Source organism: Chelativorans sp. AA-79, from assembly GCF_029457495.1.
Classification (GTDB): domain Bacteria; phylum Pseudomonadota; class Alphaproteobacteria; order Rhizobiales; family Rhizobiaceae; genus Chelativorans.
Genome location: NZ_CP120361.1, coordinates 1,865,845 through 1,879,946, shown reverse-complemented (window position 1 = coordinate 1,879,946; position 14,102 = coordinate 1,865,845). Strand labels below are relative to the sequence as shown.

Here is a 14,102-nt window from a genome sequence, read left to right as displayed (position 1 = left end):
TTATTTCTCCGCGCCGGCGGTGAGGCCGCCGACCAGGTAACGCTCGAGGAACAGGTAGATTACGATGATGGGAATGGCGATGAAGACGGCGGCCGCGGCGATCTCGTTCCAGTCGGTCACGTACTCGCCCTTCATGGTGGTGATGCCGAGATTGGCGGTCCAGCTTCCCTGCTCGTTGGTAAGGAAGGTGCGCGCATAGGCGTAGTCCGCCCAGGAGAGCACGAAGGCGTAGAGTGCAGTGGCTGCGAGCCCCGGCGTGGCGACCGGCAGAATGACGCGGACCATGGCGGAAAGCGGAGAGCAGCCGTCCACCATCGCCGCCTGCTCCAGCTCGCGCGGGATCGTGTCGAAATAGCCCTTCATCATCCAGGTGGTGAAGGGAACGATCAAAGTGGAATGAGCAATCACGAGCGACCACAGGCTGCCGACGAGCCCCACGCTGCGGAAGATGCTGAAGAGGGGGATGACGAGCAGGGTCGCCGGCAGCATCTTCGCCGTCAGGATGAAGAGGCCGAGGCTGTGCCCGCCGCGCACGGAGAAGCGCGACAGGCTGTAGCCCGCGAGCACCGAGACGAACATGGAGAGGATCACCGAGCCGAGCGCGGCAAGGGTGGAGTTCAGGAGCCAGAGCGGGATCGGCCGCTCGGCCCAGACCTTGGCGAAGGTCTCCCATTGCGGGCTCTCAGGCCAGAAGGTGGGCGGAAGCTGCGTCAGCTCCGCGCTAGTGGCCAGCGCCGTGACGAACAGCCAATAGATCGGGAAGAGCAGGAACGCGCAGACGGCTATGACGCCGGCATAGAGCGCTATGTTCTGGGAAGTGGTTCGGTTCATCGGGTGGCCCTCAATACATGGCCTTGCTGCCGCGGCCGAGCATGGCAAGGCTCGCGACAACACACAGGAGAAGGGTGATCACGCCGACGGCCGAGGCATAGCCGAATTTGAAGAAGCCGAAGGCTTCGTTGTAGGTCATGATCGAGAGCGTCTGCGTGGCCTTGAGCGGCCCGCCATCCGTCAGCACCTTGATGATGGAGAAATCGCGGAAGACCCACAGCGTGACGAGCACCATCGTCACGCCCAGCACCGGCATCAACGAGGGAATGGTGATCCAGCGCAGGCGCTGGAAGGCGTTGGCGCCATCCACCTTGGCCGCGTTGTAGAAATCCTCCGGGATGGACTGGAGGCCGGCCAGCGCCATGATCGAGACGAAGGGATAGCCCTTCCAGACCATGGTTGTGGCCACGACCCAGAAGGCGGCTGTCGTATCGGAGAACCAGGCGACCATCTGATTGGCAAGGCCGAGCTTGATGAAGAGCCAGCCCATGAGCCCGAAGGAGGAATCGAAGATCCAGGCGAAGATGACCGTCGCGATCACCTCCGGCACCGCCCACGGGAGCGCCACGGCGAGCCGCGCCAGCCTGCGCCCGCGAAAGCGGTTGTTCACAAGAAGTGCGGTGCCGAGCCCGACGACGAGAGAGGCGGCCGTGACAACGACCACCAGCCTCAGCGTTACCCAGCAGGTCTGCCAGAACTCGGGTGAGGAGAACAACCTCTGGTAGTTTTCGAGCGTGAAGGGTTTGCGCGGCGCGCCCATGCGCGGCAGCTTCACGTCCTGGAACGAGAGGTCGATGGAGATGATCAGCGGATAGACGATGATGGCCGCGACGAGGATCACCGCCGGCGCAAGCAGGATATAGCCGAGCCAATGCTGGCGGCTGGGGCGGGCGAGATCGAGGAACGCGCGGCGCCTCGCCTTCGTCTGGGCGGCCGGGAGATGGCTCGTCTCGGTGATGTTCATCGCCGATTCCGGCATGGCATTCCTCCGCGCCTATCTGTGTGTGCAGATGGCAAGTGATGCGGCGGGACGGACGACCCGCCGCATCCATCACTTGGCCTCCACTCCCTCCTTCGGGTCGCTCCGGCCGACACCAACGACCTTGCCCCCTGACCGATGGCGACGTGTCGATGTTCAGGCATGGATCCTCGGGTCAAGCCCGAGGATGACGACGACATGGGACTTTGCCGCCAATCGCCAACGCCCGAGATTTGCGGAAACCTCCCCACTTCGTCATCCTCGGGCTTGACCCGAGGATCCATGCCTGAACGGTCCAGCCAGAAAAACGGTCGAAGCAAAGGGCCGTTGATACAAGGTGTTGAAATCGCTGTCTCCCGCTTGGCGGGGGAGAAGGCAAATTCCTGGGTTTGGGCGAGACCCAAGTCCTTGGAATTTGCAAGAGAGGGGGTTCTCACGCGTGCTGTCCTCACCGTTCCTCGGAAGCAAGGGCGCGCCGGCAGGTCGGCCGGCGCACGCTTCTCTTCAGCTCACTGCCCCTGGATCTCCTCGGCCTTGGCCTGCATGGTCCTGGCGACTTCGGCGGGATCGAGATCCTGAATGATCATCCGCTGCGCCTCCTCCTGCACCATTTTGGAGAACTCGTTGTACTGGAGCTCAAGGCCGGTCGGGATGCGGTCCACGCCGGCGGCGGCCGCAGCCTTCTGGGCCTTCACCAAGAGATCGAAATGGGGCGTCGTCTCCTCGGCGCCCGTCACATCCGCGTTCGGGCTCGGCGGCGTGGAATTGGCGACGGTCGCGTATTTCGACTGGAACTCCGGCGACATGGCGAGCGCGATGAAATCCCAGACGAGCTGCTTTTCCTCGTCGGAAATCTCGCTCGCCATGGCCAGCACGTTGGACGAGCCGCCGACGGGCGGGGAGAAGGCCGGCATGGCAAGCGCAAGCTTGTCGAAGGCCGCCCCCTCCTCCATGATCGGATAGAGCCACGGGCCGTCGAGCTTGAGCGCGATCTTGCCGTCCGCAAAGAGCTTGCGCACCTCGCCCGCCGACATGTCGCGCGGGGTATAGTTCTGCGAGACGACTTCCTTCCAGCGCCTGAGGCCCTCGACCATCTCCGGCGTGTCGATGGTGATGTTGCCTTCCTTGTCGGTCCAGTAGGCGCCGGCGTCCAGCACATAGTTCAGCATCTCGGAGAGGTACTGGCCGGCGCCACCCTTGGTCTCGTGTCCGGTGCCGAACTGGTCGACGATGCCGTCGCCGTTCAAGTCCTTGGTGGTGGCCTTGAGCGCCGCCTCGAACTCCTCCCAACTGGTGGGGACCTCGAGCCCGGCCTCGTTCAGGATTTCCTCATTGTAGCCCATGATGTAGCCGAAATAGAGCAGCATCACGCAGACGGTCTCGCCGTTCCAGCGGCAGGTGTCCTGCCCCGCCCAGCCGTTCATGTCGATGCCGGCCTTCTCGATCCAGGGGCCGAGATCCTCCAGCCAGCCATTGTCGGCGAAGGTCTGGAACTCGAAGGAGGCGAGGTGGACGATCTGTGGCGGCTGCCCGCCGGCAAAGAGCGTGGTCATCGTGTCGGCATAGGCCGCACGCTCCACCTTGGTCCATTCGATCGTGGTGCCGGGATGCTGCTCCTCGAAGGTCTTGATGAGCTCGGCCCACCAGTCGCCCACGCCCTTCTCGTCCTTCTGCCACGAGACGAATTTCAGGGTCGCGGCGAAGGCCGGCGTGAGCGAGGTTGCCGCCAGGAAGCCGGCGAGAGTCGCGGCGGCCGCGGTTCTGATCAGACGCATGTTCGTTTCTCCTCCACAGTCCGGTTCAGTTTCTTTTCAACAGTCTTAGAGCCTCTTGCGAGGGTTCCACCCCGAGTCCCGGGCCACCGGGCGCGGTGTAGGCGCCCTCGCGGCAATCCATGTCGCCCGCAAGCAGCCGGCGGTTCGGCTCGAAGATGGAGTGCTGGAACTCGTGCGCGGCGACGTTTTTAAGCGCAGCACTCGCCTGCAGGCTGGCGGCCAGGAAGATGCCCGCCCCGATGGTGGCGTGCGGGATGACCTCCATGCCGTGCTCCCCGGCATAGGCGCCGATGCGCATGAATTCGGTGATGCCCTTGTGCCCCATCTCCGGCTGCACGATGGAGATGGCGCATTGCGGTACGCGGTGGTGCATGTCGTAGACGGTGCGCCACTCCTCCCCCACGGCGACGGGCACATTCACCGCTGCGCAGACCTGTGCGAGCCCGGCGATGTTCTCCGTGCGCACGGGCGCCTCGGCGAACCAGGGGGCGTGCGGCACCATCTCCTCGATGAGCGCGATCGCTTCTTCGGGCGTGTGCGCCCAATGCATGTCGCAGGCGATCCGCACATCCGGGCCTAGACGGTCACGCAAGGTGGCGAACTCCGCGCCCGGCCCATCGTCCGCCACCGGCAGGGCGAACTTGAAGGAGGAAAAGCCGCGCTCGCGCCAATGCTGCGCAAGTTCGGCGCGCGCCTCTCGCGTCTTTTCCGGCAGGCCGGAGACATAGGCGGGAATGCGCGCCCTCGCCTGTCCGCCGAGCATTTCCGCGATAGATTTGCCAGCGATCTTTCCCGCGATGTCCCAGAGCGCGATGTCGATGGCCGCGAGCGCATCGACATAGAAGCCGCCCGTATAGCCGCGCACGCGCATCAGGTCGTAGAGATCGTCATGGATGGCGGTGGGAGCGGCCGGGTCGCGACCGATGGTGAAGTCCGCTAGCAGGTCCTCGATGATGGCGATCACCGCACCCGGCGCCACGAGGCCGTAGGTCTCACCCCAGCCGGTCACACCATCCTTTGTACGGATTCGCACGAGCACACTGCGGTCGAAGGTGGGATAAACGGTCTTGTTGCCCTTGCGCACGAGATAGCCGCGCGCGTTCGGCTCCTCCCCCGGCCGTGAAGCGCCGAGATAGGGCGTCTCGCGCGGGATGGTGAGGGTGAAAACCTCGACGCTGGCGACGCGGTCGGTCATCCGATGGCTCCCGCCATCCTGGAAGCTGCTCCTGTGGGGAGCGCCAGCGCATCGATCTCGGCGAGGCAGGCATCGATGTCCGCAATCGCCTGGGCATCGAGCTCGGGCGTCGGCGCGCGCACGATGGTGTTCTCGCAGACACCGCGCCGCATCAGCACGTGCTTGGTGAGCCGCATGCGGTAGACTGCCTGAAGCGCCAGCAGCGGCAGCGTTCTCACATAGATTTCCCGTGCCAGCTCGCGATCACCTGACCGATAGGCGCGGTCGAGCGCCACATGATGCGCGGCGATCTCTAATGCCGGCATGGCCGCACAAGCGCCACGCGCATATTCGTCGAGGATGTAGCGCGCACCGCCGCCGCCGATGACGCCCGCAAGATGCGACGGCGCATCCTCGAGCATGCGGGAGATGGCGGGACCGGCCGGCAGCGTCTCCTCCTTCACATAGGTGATCGCGGGAATCTGCCCGACGACGGCGAGGATCGTCTCCGGAGAAAGGTCGCTGCCGCGCGGGGCCGGCGCATTCTGGAGAATGATCCGGGCTTCGGGCAAGCCACGGCTCACCTCGCCCATGAAGCCGGCCACCGCTTCGGCGGAACTCCCCAGCGTCTTCGGGGGCTGGATCATCAGATGCCGCACACCCATCGAGACCGCCTGACGGCCGTGGCCGATCACCTCTTCGGCGGTCGGCGCGCTGGCGCCCGCCACGATCGGCACGGTGTCTCCCACTTCCTCCACACAGACCCGCAGCAAGGTTTCGCGTTCGCCCGCCGACAGCGTCTCGACCTCGCTGGCAAAGCCGGGAAACACCACGCCGTCAACGCCCGCATCAAGCGCGAAGCGCAGGATGCGACGCATGGCAGCGGCGTCAACCCCGCCCTCTTCCGTAAAGGGCGTGGGAAGCACCGGCAGGATCCCGCTCAGGTCTTGATGCATCAGTATGTCCAAATAGTGATACTATGTTTCATGAATTGACACTATCAGCCCGATCCGCTTATGACAAGAGCCAATCAGCAGGGAGAGTGCCGCAGATGCCCGAGAAGCAGGAAGATGCCCACGCCATCGTCGTCGACTGGGGGACCACGTCGCTGCGCGCCTATCTGGTGACGCGCGACGGCGTCGTGCTGGCGGAGAAGAAGACCGGGAGCGGCGGCATCCAGTTCATTGCGGACGGGCGTTTCGAGGAAAGCCTGGTGGGGGCGATCGGCGGCTGGCTGGAGAGCGCCGGGAAACTTCCCGTCATCGCGCTGGGCATGGTGACGAGCCGCAACGGCTGGGTGGAGGTGCCCTATGTGCCCTGCCCGGCGAACGTCGCGGCCCTCGCCAGGGGCACGATGCGCCGCCTGCTCCCCAACGGCTCGGACCTGATCTTCCTGCCCGGCCTCACCGACCCGCGGGGCACACCCTTTCCCGATGTGATGCGCGGCGAGGAAACGCAGATCGTGGGCTTTGGGCTGAGCACGGACATCACGCTCGTGCTGCCTGGCACCCATAGCAAATGGGCGCGCGTGGAAAGCGGTGAGATCGCCTCGTTCCAGACTTTCGTCACCGGTGAGCTCTATGCGCTGCTGACCAGGCATTCCTTCATCGCCAGGAGCGCGGGAGCGGCCCCGGAAGGCCCGCCGGACTGGAACGCGTTCGACCGCGGGGCGGCACTCGCCGCGGAGAGGCAGCCGCCGACCCTTCTCTCCGAACTCTTCTCCGCCCGCACGGGCATGCTCGCAGGCAGGCTGAAGGCGCAGGAGATCCGCGACTATGTCTCAGGGCTCATTATCGCGCACGAATTCGCGGAGGCACGCGAGCAGGGCTGGTTCAAAGCCGGCGATACGATCGGCATTGTCGGGAATGACGGGCTGAACGAGCGCTACGTTCGTGTGGCGCCGCTCTTCGGCCTCGCCGCCGTTCACGGGCCGGACGACGCGGCCCTGCTCGGCGCGCTTGCGATCTCCACCTGCGCTTGAAGGCAGGGCGGAACAGAGAGCCGCCGCGATACCGATCCGCCTAAACGGCTCGCCAACGGCAGCGTATGTGTTAGCCTGCCCTTCTGTCTTTGGAGCAGAAAGATCTTGTCGCCGTACTCGGCGGCTTCCTGATAGCGGGAGCGGTCCCATGAAAGCGAAAGCGTTCGATGCCATCGTCATAGGGACGGGACAGGCCGGAACGCCGCTCGCAGGCCGCCTGAGCGCGACCGGCATGAAGGTGGCGCTGATCGAGCGGCATCTCGTCGGCGGCACCTGCGTCAACACCGGCTGCACGCCGACCAAGGCGATGGTGGCGAGCGCCTATGCCGCTCACATGGCCCGGCGTGCAGGCGACTACGGAGTGCGGCTCGGCGGCGACGTGACGGTGGACATGAAGGCGGTCAAAGCGCGCAAGGACGCGATCGCCGGAAAATCGCGCAGCAATCTTGAAAGCTGGATCGGCGGCATGGAGAACTGCACCTTGCTGCGCGGCCATGCACGCTTCGAATCGGCGCGGACGGTGCGCGTCGGCGACGATCTCCTCTCTGCGGAACGCATCTTCATCAATGTCGGCGGCCGCGCCGCCGTCCCCAACCTGCCCGGCATCCACGAGATCGATTACCTCACCAATTCGACGATCATGGAGCTGGATCACCTGCCCCGTCATCTGGTCGTGATCGGCGGCAGTTATGTCGGACTGGAATTCGCGCAGATGTACCGCCGCTTCGGCAGCGAGGTGACGGTCGTCGAAAAAGGTCCGCGCCTGATCAGCCGCGAGGACGAGGACGTCTCCGACGCCATCCGGAAGATCCTCGAAGGCGAAGGCATCCGCATCCGGCTTTCAGCCGAGTGCATCAGCTTCAAGCCCCATGAGCACGGGGTCACCGTCGGCCTCGATTGTTCGAGCGGTGACCGCTCGGTCATCGGCACGCATGTGCTTCTGGCGGTCGGCCGGCAAGCCAACGCCGACGATCTCGGCCTGGATAAGGCCGGTGTGGAAACGGACTCGCGCGGCCACGTGACCGTCGACGACCAGCTGAGAACGAATGTGGCCGGCATCTGGGCGCTGGGCGACTGCAACGGCAGGGGTGCCTTCACGCACACTTCCTACAATGACTTCGAGATCGTCGCGGCCAATCTCCTCGACGACGATCCGCGCCGCGTGAGCGATCGCATCGAGGCCTACGCGCTTTATACGGACCCGCCGCTCGGCCGCGCCGGAATGACGGAAGCCGCGGTGCGCAAGTCCGGCCGGCGTGCGCTCGTCGGCATGCGCCCCATGACGCGGGTGAGCCGGGCGGTGGAAAAGGGCGAGGCCCAGGGCTCCATGAAAATCCTGGTCGACGCGGAGAGCGACGAGATTCTCGGCTGCTCCGTGCTCGGCCCCGGCGGTGACGAGGCCGTCCATTGCGTGCTCGACCTGATGTATGCGAAGGCGCCGGCGCGAACACTGCGCCGGGCGGTGCACATCCACCCCAACGTATCGGAGCTGCTGCCGACGATCGCACAGGAGTTGAAGCCGTTGTGAGCGGCGGCGCCGGCGCAGCGGACTCCCGCCTTACTCGCCGCGCGGAAAGCGCTTCTCTTCCTCCAGCACGTTGAGGTCCATGTGGTTGCGCATGTAGCGCTCGGAGGCGCGCTGCAGCGGCTGGTAGTCCCACGGGTAGTAGGCGCCGTTGCGCAGCGCCTCATAGGTGACGCGCCGGCGCGCCTGGCTCGCGCGGACCTCGGCATCGAACCGCTTCAGGTCCCAGCGCGCCGCCGCCATCTCCACCATCGCGGCGAGCGTGTCGGCATGGTCGGCCCGTGCGGCGAGGTTGGAAAGCTCGTGCGGGTCCGCATCGAGATCGAAAAGCTGGGGCGGATCGAGCTCGCAGAGCACGAGCTTGAAGCGTCCGTCCCGGAGCGCGACCAGGGGCGCATGGGAGCCTTCTGCCGCGTATTCCATCGGCACCGGCGCGCGGCGGCGGGCACCGGACGCGACATCCACCAGGCTCTCGCCGTCGGTCCAGGGAAGCACCTCGGCAAGGTCGACGCCGGCAATCTCGGCAAGTGTGGGCACGACGTCGAGCGTCGAGACCGGCGTGTCCACCCGCCCCGCCGGCAGGCCGGGCGCGGCGATCATCAGCGGCACGCGGGCGGAGCCCTCGAAGAAGCTCATCTTGAACCACATGCCGCGCTCGCCGAGCATGTCGCCGTGGTCGGCGAGGAAGACGACGATGGTGTTCTCCGCCTGGCGCGTACGCTCCAGCACGCCGAGGATCTCGCCGATCTTCTCGTCGATATAGGAGATGCTGGCGAAGTAGCCCCGGCGGGAGCGGCGGACGTCCTCCGGCGTGATCTCGTAGGCGGCATGGTCGCTGGCGAGCATCAGCCGCTTCGAATGCGCATCCTGCTCCTCGAAGGGGATGGCGGGAACGGCGGGATCGAGCGCGGAGCAATCCTCGTACAGATCCCAGAAGCGGCGGCGCGCCACGTAGGGATCGTGGGGATGCGTGAAACTCACCGTCAGGCACCAGGGGCGCGGGTCGCGCCCGCGTGCCAGGTCATAGAGCTTGTGCGCGGCGTGATAGGCGACCTCGTCGTCATATTCGAGCTGGTTGGTGATCTCGGCGACGCCGGCACCCTTCACGGAACCCAGATTGTGATACCACCAGTCGATGCGCTCGCCGGGGCGGGTGTAGTCGGGCGTCCAGCCGAAATCCGCGGGATAGATGTCCGTCGTCAGCCGTTCCTCATAACCGTGGAGCTGATCCGGCCCGACGAAATGCATCTTGCCGGAGAGGCAGGTGTGATAGCCGGCCCGGCGCAGATGATGCGCGTAGGTGGGGATGTCGGAGGCGAATTCGGCGGCGTTGTCGTAGACGCGCGTACGGCTCGGCAGTTGTCCGGACATGAAGGACGCACGGCCGGGGGCGCAGAGCGGGCTCGCCGTATAGGCATTGGCGAAGCGGGCCGATCGCGCGGCGAGTGCGGCGAGGTTGGGCGCATGCAGGAACGGAGCCGGGCCGTCCGGAAAGAGGGTTCCGTTGAGCTGGTCGGCCATGAGGATGAGGATGTTCGGGCGCTTCATGATGCGCGACGGGCTCCCTGGAGAGGACTGGAGGACGTGTGCGGGGCGGCCAAAGCCGCCCGCGCCGGCGAAGAATGCGCCATCTGGACCGATCTGCGCCTGCCGCTCTAAAGGCCGAGCGAGGCCTTTACCGCCGGCAGTCCTGGCTCGCCTTCGAGCGTCGTGACACCGGCGAGCCACGGCTCCAGCAGATCGGGGTTGGCCTTGAGGAACTCGGCGGCAGCCGCTTCCGGCCTCTTCCCCTCGTCCAGGATCTTGGCCATCATCTCGTTCTCCATGTCGACGGTGAAGACGAGGTTGCGGAAGAACTGCGCGGCGTTGGGACACTCCTCGGACCAGCCGGTCCGCGCCAGCGTGAACACCTCCGCGCCACCGAAATTCGGGCCGAAATAATCGTCGCCTCCCGAGAGATAGGTGATGTCGAAATTCCGGTTCATCGGGTGCGGCGCCCAGGCCAGGAACACGATCGGCTCCTTCCCCCTTTCGGCGCGCGCCACCTGGGAGAGCATCCCCGTCTCGCTCGATTCCACCACGCTCCAGTCGCCCAGGCCGAAATCGTCGGCCTCGATCATGCGCTGGATGTTCTCGTTGGCAGGGGCGCCGGGTTCGATGCCGTAGATCTGGCTGTCGAAGGCGTCGGCATGGGCATCGAGATCCTTGAAGTCGCGCACCCCCATCTCGGCGACGTAATTGGGCACCGCGAGCGTGAACTTCGCCCCGGTGAGGTTCTTGACCAGCACCTCGGCCGCATTGGCCTCGTTGAGCTCGTCGACGAATTTCTGCTGCGCCGGCATCCAGTTGCCGAGAAAGACGTCGATGTCCTGGTTCTTCAGCGATTGGTATCCGACGAGCACGGAGAGGGTCTGAACCTCCGGCGCGTAACCCAGCCCTTCGAGCAGGACGGAGGCGATCGCGTTGGTCGAGCTGATATCCGTCCAGCCGGGATCGGAGAGGCGTATGGTCTCGCAGCTCTCGGGATCGGCGGCAAGCGCCGGAGCGCTGACGATAAGGAAGGCGGCCGCTGCCAGGCGGAAGCAACGGTGTGTCATGGCGGAGTTCCCCTTTTTTCAAGTAATTCAAGTGATGCGTACCGAGCCGCTTCCATTAAATCCGCATATGGGGTTATCTTTAAACCCGCTGATTTTCGATCATCGCCATAGAGTCTATTTATGAATGACAGACCGCTGGACGTTGGCTGGCTGCGCATCTTCGATGCGGTCGGGCGCCTGGGGAGCCTGACGAAAGCCGCGCAAGAGCTGGGCCTCTCGCAACCTGCGGTGACCTATCAGATCCGGCGCATCGAGGAGCAGCTCGGCGTGGCGCTGTTTCACCGTTCGCAGGGCGGCAGCCGGCTTTCGGAGCCTGGAGAAGCGCTTTACCGTGCCGTCCATTCCGGGCTGGAGCGCATCGACGAAGCCGCGCGCGACATCCGCCGAAGGGCGCGGGCGCCGGCCATCCGCATCTTCACCGACTATGGCTTCGCCGCCTATTGGCTGATGCCGCGCGTGGCCGACTTCCGCCGGCTGCACCCGCAGGTGGAGGTGCACATTGTGGCCTCGCAAAGCCTGGAGGACGAATCGGAGGGGGATATCGATGCGGCCGTGCTCTTCGGCGGGAGGGACGATTTTCCGCAACACGCCCGGCTTCTGATGCCCGAGCGCGTCGTTCCGGTCTGCACGCCCGGCTTCCTGGCCCGGTTCGGCCCGTTCGACGAGCCCGCCACGCTCGCAAGAGCGCCGCTGCTCCATCTCGAGACGGCGGGAAAGCCGCGCTGGCTCACATGGACGACCTGGCTTGCCGCCCACGGCGTGACGCGCGAGCCCGCGCAGGGCGATCTCGGGCTCAACACCTACGGCTTCGTGATCCAGGCGGCCCTTGCGGAACAGGGAATCGCGCTCGGATGGATCGGCCTGGTCGACGCCTTCCTTGCCGCCGGCGCGCTGGTCGCGGTCGCCCCGGAGGTCGAGCGCAGGGATTTCGGCTACTGGCTGGTGTCGCACAGGCCGGACGGCGCGGCGCGGGCCTTGACGGACTGGCTGCTCGGGGAGGCCTGAAAGGCGCCGGAGCGGCGGCTGGCATGGCCAAATGTCCGCACGCTAACGCAGATATGGCCGGAGAGCAGTCTCAGGCACGGCCCGAAGGAACGCCCTTCTCATGGCCGGGCGATCGTTCGTCGCGCGAGGCGGGGCGGCCGGGTGCGCCCACAGCCTCCTCGCAAAGCTCCACATGCTTGGCCAGGGCCTCGTTGGACAGCATCGCGCTGACGGTGGTGATGTCGCGCGTGTGGAATTTCGGCATCTGCTGGAGCTGCTTGAGCCGTTCGAGAAGTGCGAGCCGGGTCATGACCATCTCCTTGTGTCCGATCGGCGGCCGCGAGGATCGCGGCCATGTTCCGAGAAACGGGCGCCGTCAGGCTGCGCGCATGTCCGCCTGGAGCGGTATTTCGATGTCGACCGCGAGCATGGAGACCTGCTCGCCGCGCTCCATCTTTACATTGACCTTGTCGCGGTCGATCTGCACGTGCTTGGCGATGACGGCGAGGATCTCCTCGCGCAGGAGCGCCACCAGATCGGAGTGCCCCGCCGACGCCCGTTCATGGGCGAGCAGCACCTGCAGCCGCTCGCGCGCCATGGGCGCCGAGGCCTGCTTGCCGAAGAAGCGGAAGATGTTCATGCTGCCCTCCTTCCGAATATCTTGCCGAAAAGGCCGCGCTTCTCGCCGGGCACCGTGACCGGTACGCTCTCGCCCGTGAGCCGCCGTGCCGCGTCGAGATAGGCGAGCGCCGGCGCGCTGCGGCTGTCGGCAAGGGTGACCGGCGAACCGAGATTGGAGGCGCGCAGGACATCCATGCTCTCGGGAATGATGCCGAGCAGCGGAATGGAGAGGATTTCCAGCACGTCGTCGACCTTCAGCATGTCGCCGCGCTCGGCCCGGCTGGGATCGTAGCGGGTGAGCAGCAGGTGCTTCTCCATGTGCTCCCCGCGCTCGGCCTTGGCCGTTTTGGCGTCGAGCAGGCCGATGATGCGGTCAGAATCGCGCACCGAAGAGACCTCCGGATTCGTCACCACGACCGCGATGTCGGCGTGGCGCATCGCCAGCGTCGCGCCCCGCTCGATGCCGGCCGGGCTGTCGCATATGATCCAGTCGAAGCACTTCCTGAGCGCCGAGATCACCCGCTCGACGCCCTCCGCCGTCAGATTGTCCTTGTCGCGGGTCTGGGAGGCGGGCAGGAGGTACAGCGTCTCCAGGCGCTTGTCGCGGATCAGCGCCTGCGAGAGCTTGGCATCGCCCTGGATGACGTTGATAAGGTCATAGACGACCCGCCGCTCGGCGCCCATCACGAGGTCGAGATTGCGCAGCCCGACGTCGAAATCGACGACGACCGCCTTCTCGCCCCTTTGCGCCAGTGCGGCACCGAGCGCGGCGGTGGACGTCGTCTTGCCGACGCCGCCCTTACCCGATGTGACCACGATAACTTTTCCCATTTCCCTCTCCTGTCTACTGGCCGGCAGCCGGCTCAGATGAGTGTCTCCGCCATGATCGCATCGTCTTCGAGCCAGAGCTGGACGGCCCGGCCGCGAAGCCGGGATTCCATGTCCTCGGCCGTCTTGTAGTAGCCGTCGATGGCAACGAGCTCCGCCTCCAGCTTGCGGCAGAAGATGCGCGCCGAGGCGTTGCCCATCGTACCCGCCATGGCCCGCCCGCGCAGCGTCCCGTAGACATGGATCGAGCCGCCGGCGACGATTTCCGCGCCCGAGGCCACCGACCCGATAATGGTCACGTCGCCCTCCGGAAAGGTCACCGCCTGCCCGGACCGCACCGGCTGGTTGATGATGACGGAGGGCATCACTCTGACCATCTGCGGCTGGGGATCGCGCGCGGGAGCTGCGGGCTTGGCATCGTCGCGGGGCGGCGTCTCGACCGCCTCCTCCGCTGCCGGCGTCTCGAAATCCGGAGCCGGGCGACCGCCCGCCATCGCCGGGGGCATGTCGACGCCCAGCAGCGACGAACGCGCGCCCTCGATGCCCATGATTCGCACGCTGCGCGCTTCGAGCTGGTCGATCAGCTCCTTCAGTTGCGTCCGGTCGACCTCAAGCCCCTCGACATCGAGCACGACCGGACGCCGCAGGAAAAAGCCCGCCGAGCGGGCGGCCAGATCGTCGAGCCGCGCGAGCCAGCCGTCGAAGGGCAGTTCAGGCGTGAGCACGAGGGCGAGGAAGGAGCGCCCCTTGAGGCGGATTGGCCGGGTTTCGGTTAGCACTTTGGTCATCTTGGTTAATTTTCTGTTG

General features: G+C 65.8%; 14 protein-coding genes. 3 read left to right on the top strand and 11 right to left on the bottom strand.

Annotated features, from left to right (window positions below):
* The 5 genes from PVE73_RS09095 to PVE73_RS09075 form a co-directional block, all read right to left on the bottom strand.
* Complete coding sequence (locus PVE73_RS09095; protein ID WP_277366625.1) at positions 1-831, bottom strand: carbohydrate ABC transporter permease; 831 nt, start codon at positions 829-831, stop codon at positions 1-3.
* A 10-nt stretch (positions 832-841) separates the two neighbouring features.
* Complete coding sequence (locus tag PVE73_RS09090; RefSeq protein ID WP_277367395.1) at positions 842-1,795, bottom strand: sugar ABC transporter permease; 954 nt, start codon at positions 1,793-1,795, stop codon at positions 842-844.
* Positions 1,796-2,319: 524 nt separating this feature from the next.
* Entirely contained in the window at positions 2,320-3,585 is a 1,266-nt protein-coding gene (locus PVE73_RS09085) for a sugar ABC transporter substrate-binding protein (RefSeq protein WP_277366624.1), read from the bottom strand.
* Between the two features lie 25 nt (positions 3,586-3,610).
* Entirely contained in the window at positions 3,611-4,780 is a 1,170-nt protein-coding gene (locus PVE73_RS09080; protein WP_277366623.1) for a mandelate racemase/muconate lactonizing enzyme family protein, read from the bottom strand.
* The gene (locus tag PVE73_RS09075) at positions 4,777-5,715 is read right to left on the bottom strand and encodes a dihydrodipicolinate synthase family protein (RefSeq protein ID WP_277366622.1); all 939 of its coding nucleotides are present in this window, start codon (positions 5,713-5,715) and stop codon (positions 4,777-4,779) included. The genes PVE73_RS09080 and PVE73_RS09075 overlap by 4 nt, the downstream gene beginning before the upstream one ends.
* A gap of 95 nt (positions 5,716-5,810) precedes the next feature.
* Here PVE73_RS09075 and PVE73_RS09070 point away from each other — a divergent pair, with 95 nt between their 5' ends.
* Together PVE73_RS09070 and PVE73_RS09065 are read left to right on the top strand one after the other, a co-directional pair.
* The gene (locus tag PVE73_RS09070; protein WP_277366621.1) at positions 5,811-6,740 is read left to right on the top strand and encodes a 2-dehydro-3-deoxygalactonokinase; all 930 of its coding nucleotides are present in this window, start codon (positions 5,811-5,813) and stop codon (positions 6,738-6,740) included.
* Between the two features lie 148 nt (positions 6,741-6,888).
* Complete coding sequence (locus tag PVE73_RS09065; protein WP_277366620.1) at positions 6,889-8,268, top strand: FAD-containing oxidoreductase; 1,380 nt, start codon at positions 6,889-6,891, stop codon at positions 8,266-8,268.
* 30 nt (positions 8,269-8,298) lie between these two features.
* Here PVE73_RS09065 and betC read toward each other — a convergent pair whose 3' ends face one another.
* On the bottom strand, positions 8,299-9,813 hold the full coding sequence (betC, locus tag PVE73_RS09060; protein WP_277366619.1) for a choline-sulfatase: 1,515 nt from the start codon (positions 9,811-9,813) through the stop codon (positions 8,299-8,301).
* 107 nt (positions 9,814-9,920) lie between these two features.
* Positions 9,921-10,862 carry a choline ABC transporter substrate-binding protein gene (locus PVE73_RS09055; RefSeq protein WP_277366618.1) on the bottom strand — a complete coding sequence of 314 codons (942 nt, stop codon included), beginning with the start codon at positions 10,860-10,862 and terminating at the stop codon, positions 9,921-9,923.
* A gap of 120 nt (positions 10,863-10,982) precedes the next feature.
* Between PVE73_RS09055 and PVE73_RS09050 the strand changes: the two genes are divergently transcribed.
* The gene (locus PVE73_RS09050; RefSeq protein ID WP_277366617.1) at positions 10,983-11,867 is read left to right on the top strand and encodes a LysR substrate-binding domain-containing protein; all 885 of its coding nucleotides are present in this window, start codon (positions 10,983-10,985) and stop codon (positions 11,865-11,867) included.
* 70 nt (positions 11,868-11,937) lie between these two features.
* Here PVE73_RS09050 and PVE73_RS09045 read toward each other — a convergent pair whose 3' ends face one another.
* The 4 genes from PVE73_RS09045 to minC form a co-directional block, all read right to left on the bottom strand.
* A complete protein-coding gene (locus tag PVE73_RS09045; RefSeq protein ID WP_277366616.1) occupies positions 11,938-12,156 on the bottom strand; it encodes a hypothetical protein in 219 nt (72 codons plus the stop codon).
* A gap of 66 nt (positions 12,157-12,222) precedes the next feature.
* On the bottom strand, positions 12,223-12,486 hold the full coding sequence (gene minE / locus PVE73_RS09040; RefSeq protein WP_277366615.1) for a cell division topological specificity factor MinE: 264 nt from the start codon (positions 12,484-12,486) through the stop codon (positions 12,223-12,225).
* Positions 12,483-13,298, bottom strand: coding sequence for a septum site-determining protein MinD (minD, locus tag PVE73_RS09035; protein WP_277366614.1), 816 nt, complete (start codon positions 13,296-13,298; stop codon positions 12,483-12,485). Before minD ends, minE begins: the two co-directional genes overlap by 4 nt.
* Before the next feature lie 32 nt (positions 13,299-13,330).
* Positions 13,331-14,083 carry a septum site-determining protein MinC gene (gene minC, locus PVE73_RS09030; protein ID WP_277366613.1) on the bottom strand — a complete coding sequence of 251 codons (753 nt, stop codon included), beginning with the start codon at positions 14,081-14,083 and terminating at the stop codon, positions 13,331-13,333.
* Between the last annotated feature and the right edge of the window lie 19 nt (positions 14,084-14,102).

Bases quoted from the DNA above. Each gene is read 5' to 3' on its own strand.
- PVE73_RS09095 (WP_277366625.1), bottom strand. From the start codon at position 831: ATGAACCGAACCACTTCCCAGAACATAGCGCTCTATGCCGGCGTCATA.
- PVE73_RS09090 (WP_277367395.1), bottom strand. From the start codon at position 1,795: ATGAACATCACCGAGACGAGCCATCTCCCGGCCGCCCAGACGAAGGCG.
- PVE73_RS09085 (WP_277366624.1), bottom strand. From the start codon at position 3,585: ATGCGTCTGATCAGAACCGCGGCCGCCGCGACTCTCGCCGGCTTCCTG.
- PVE73_RS09080 (WP_277366623.1), bottom strand. From the start codon at position 4,780: ATGACCGACCGCGTCGCCAGCGTCGAGGTTTTCACCCTCACCATCCCG.
- PVE73_RS09075 (WP_277366622.1), bottom strand. From the start codon at position 5,715: ATGCATCAAGACCTGAGCGGGATCCTGCCGGTGCTTCCCACGCCCTTT.
- PVE73_RS09070 (WP_277366621.1), top strand. From the start codon at position 5,811: ATGCCCGAGAAGCAGGAAGATGCCCACGCCATCGTCGTCGACTGGGGG.
- PVE73_RS09065 (WP_277366620.1), top strand. From the start codon at position 6,889: ATGAAAGCGAAAGCGTTCGATGCCATCGTCATAGGGACGGGACAGGCC.
- betC (WP_277366619.1), bottom strand. From the start codon at position 9,813: ATGAAGCGCCCGAACATCCTCATCCTCATGGCCGACCAGCTCAACGGA.
- PVE73_RS09055 (WP_277366618.1), bottom strand. From the start codon at position 10,862: ATGACACACCGTTGCTTCCGCCTGGCAGCGGCCGCCTTCCTTATCGTC.
- PVE73_RS09050 (WP_277366617.1), top strand. From the start codon at position 10,983: ATGAATGACAGACCGCTGGACGTTGGCTGGCTGCGCATCTTCGATGCG.
- PVE73_RS09045 (WP_277366616.1), bottom strand. From the start codon at position 12,156: ATGACCCGGCTCGCACTTCTCGAACGGCTCAAGCAGCTCCAGCAGATG.
- minE (WP_277366615.1), bottom strand. From the start codon at position 12,486: ATGAACATCTTCCGCTTCTTCGGCAAGCAGGCCTCGGCGCCCATGGCG.
- minD (WP_277366614.1), bottom strand. From the start codon at position 13,298: ATGGGAAAAGTTATCGTGGTCACATCGGGTAAGGGCGGCGTCGGCAAG.
- minC (WP_277366613.1), bottom strand. From the start codon at position 14,083: ATGACCAAAGTGCTAACCGAAACCCGGCCAATCCGCCTCAAGGGGCGC.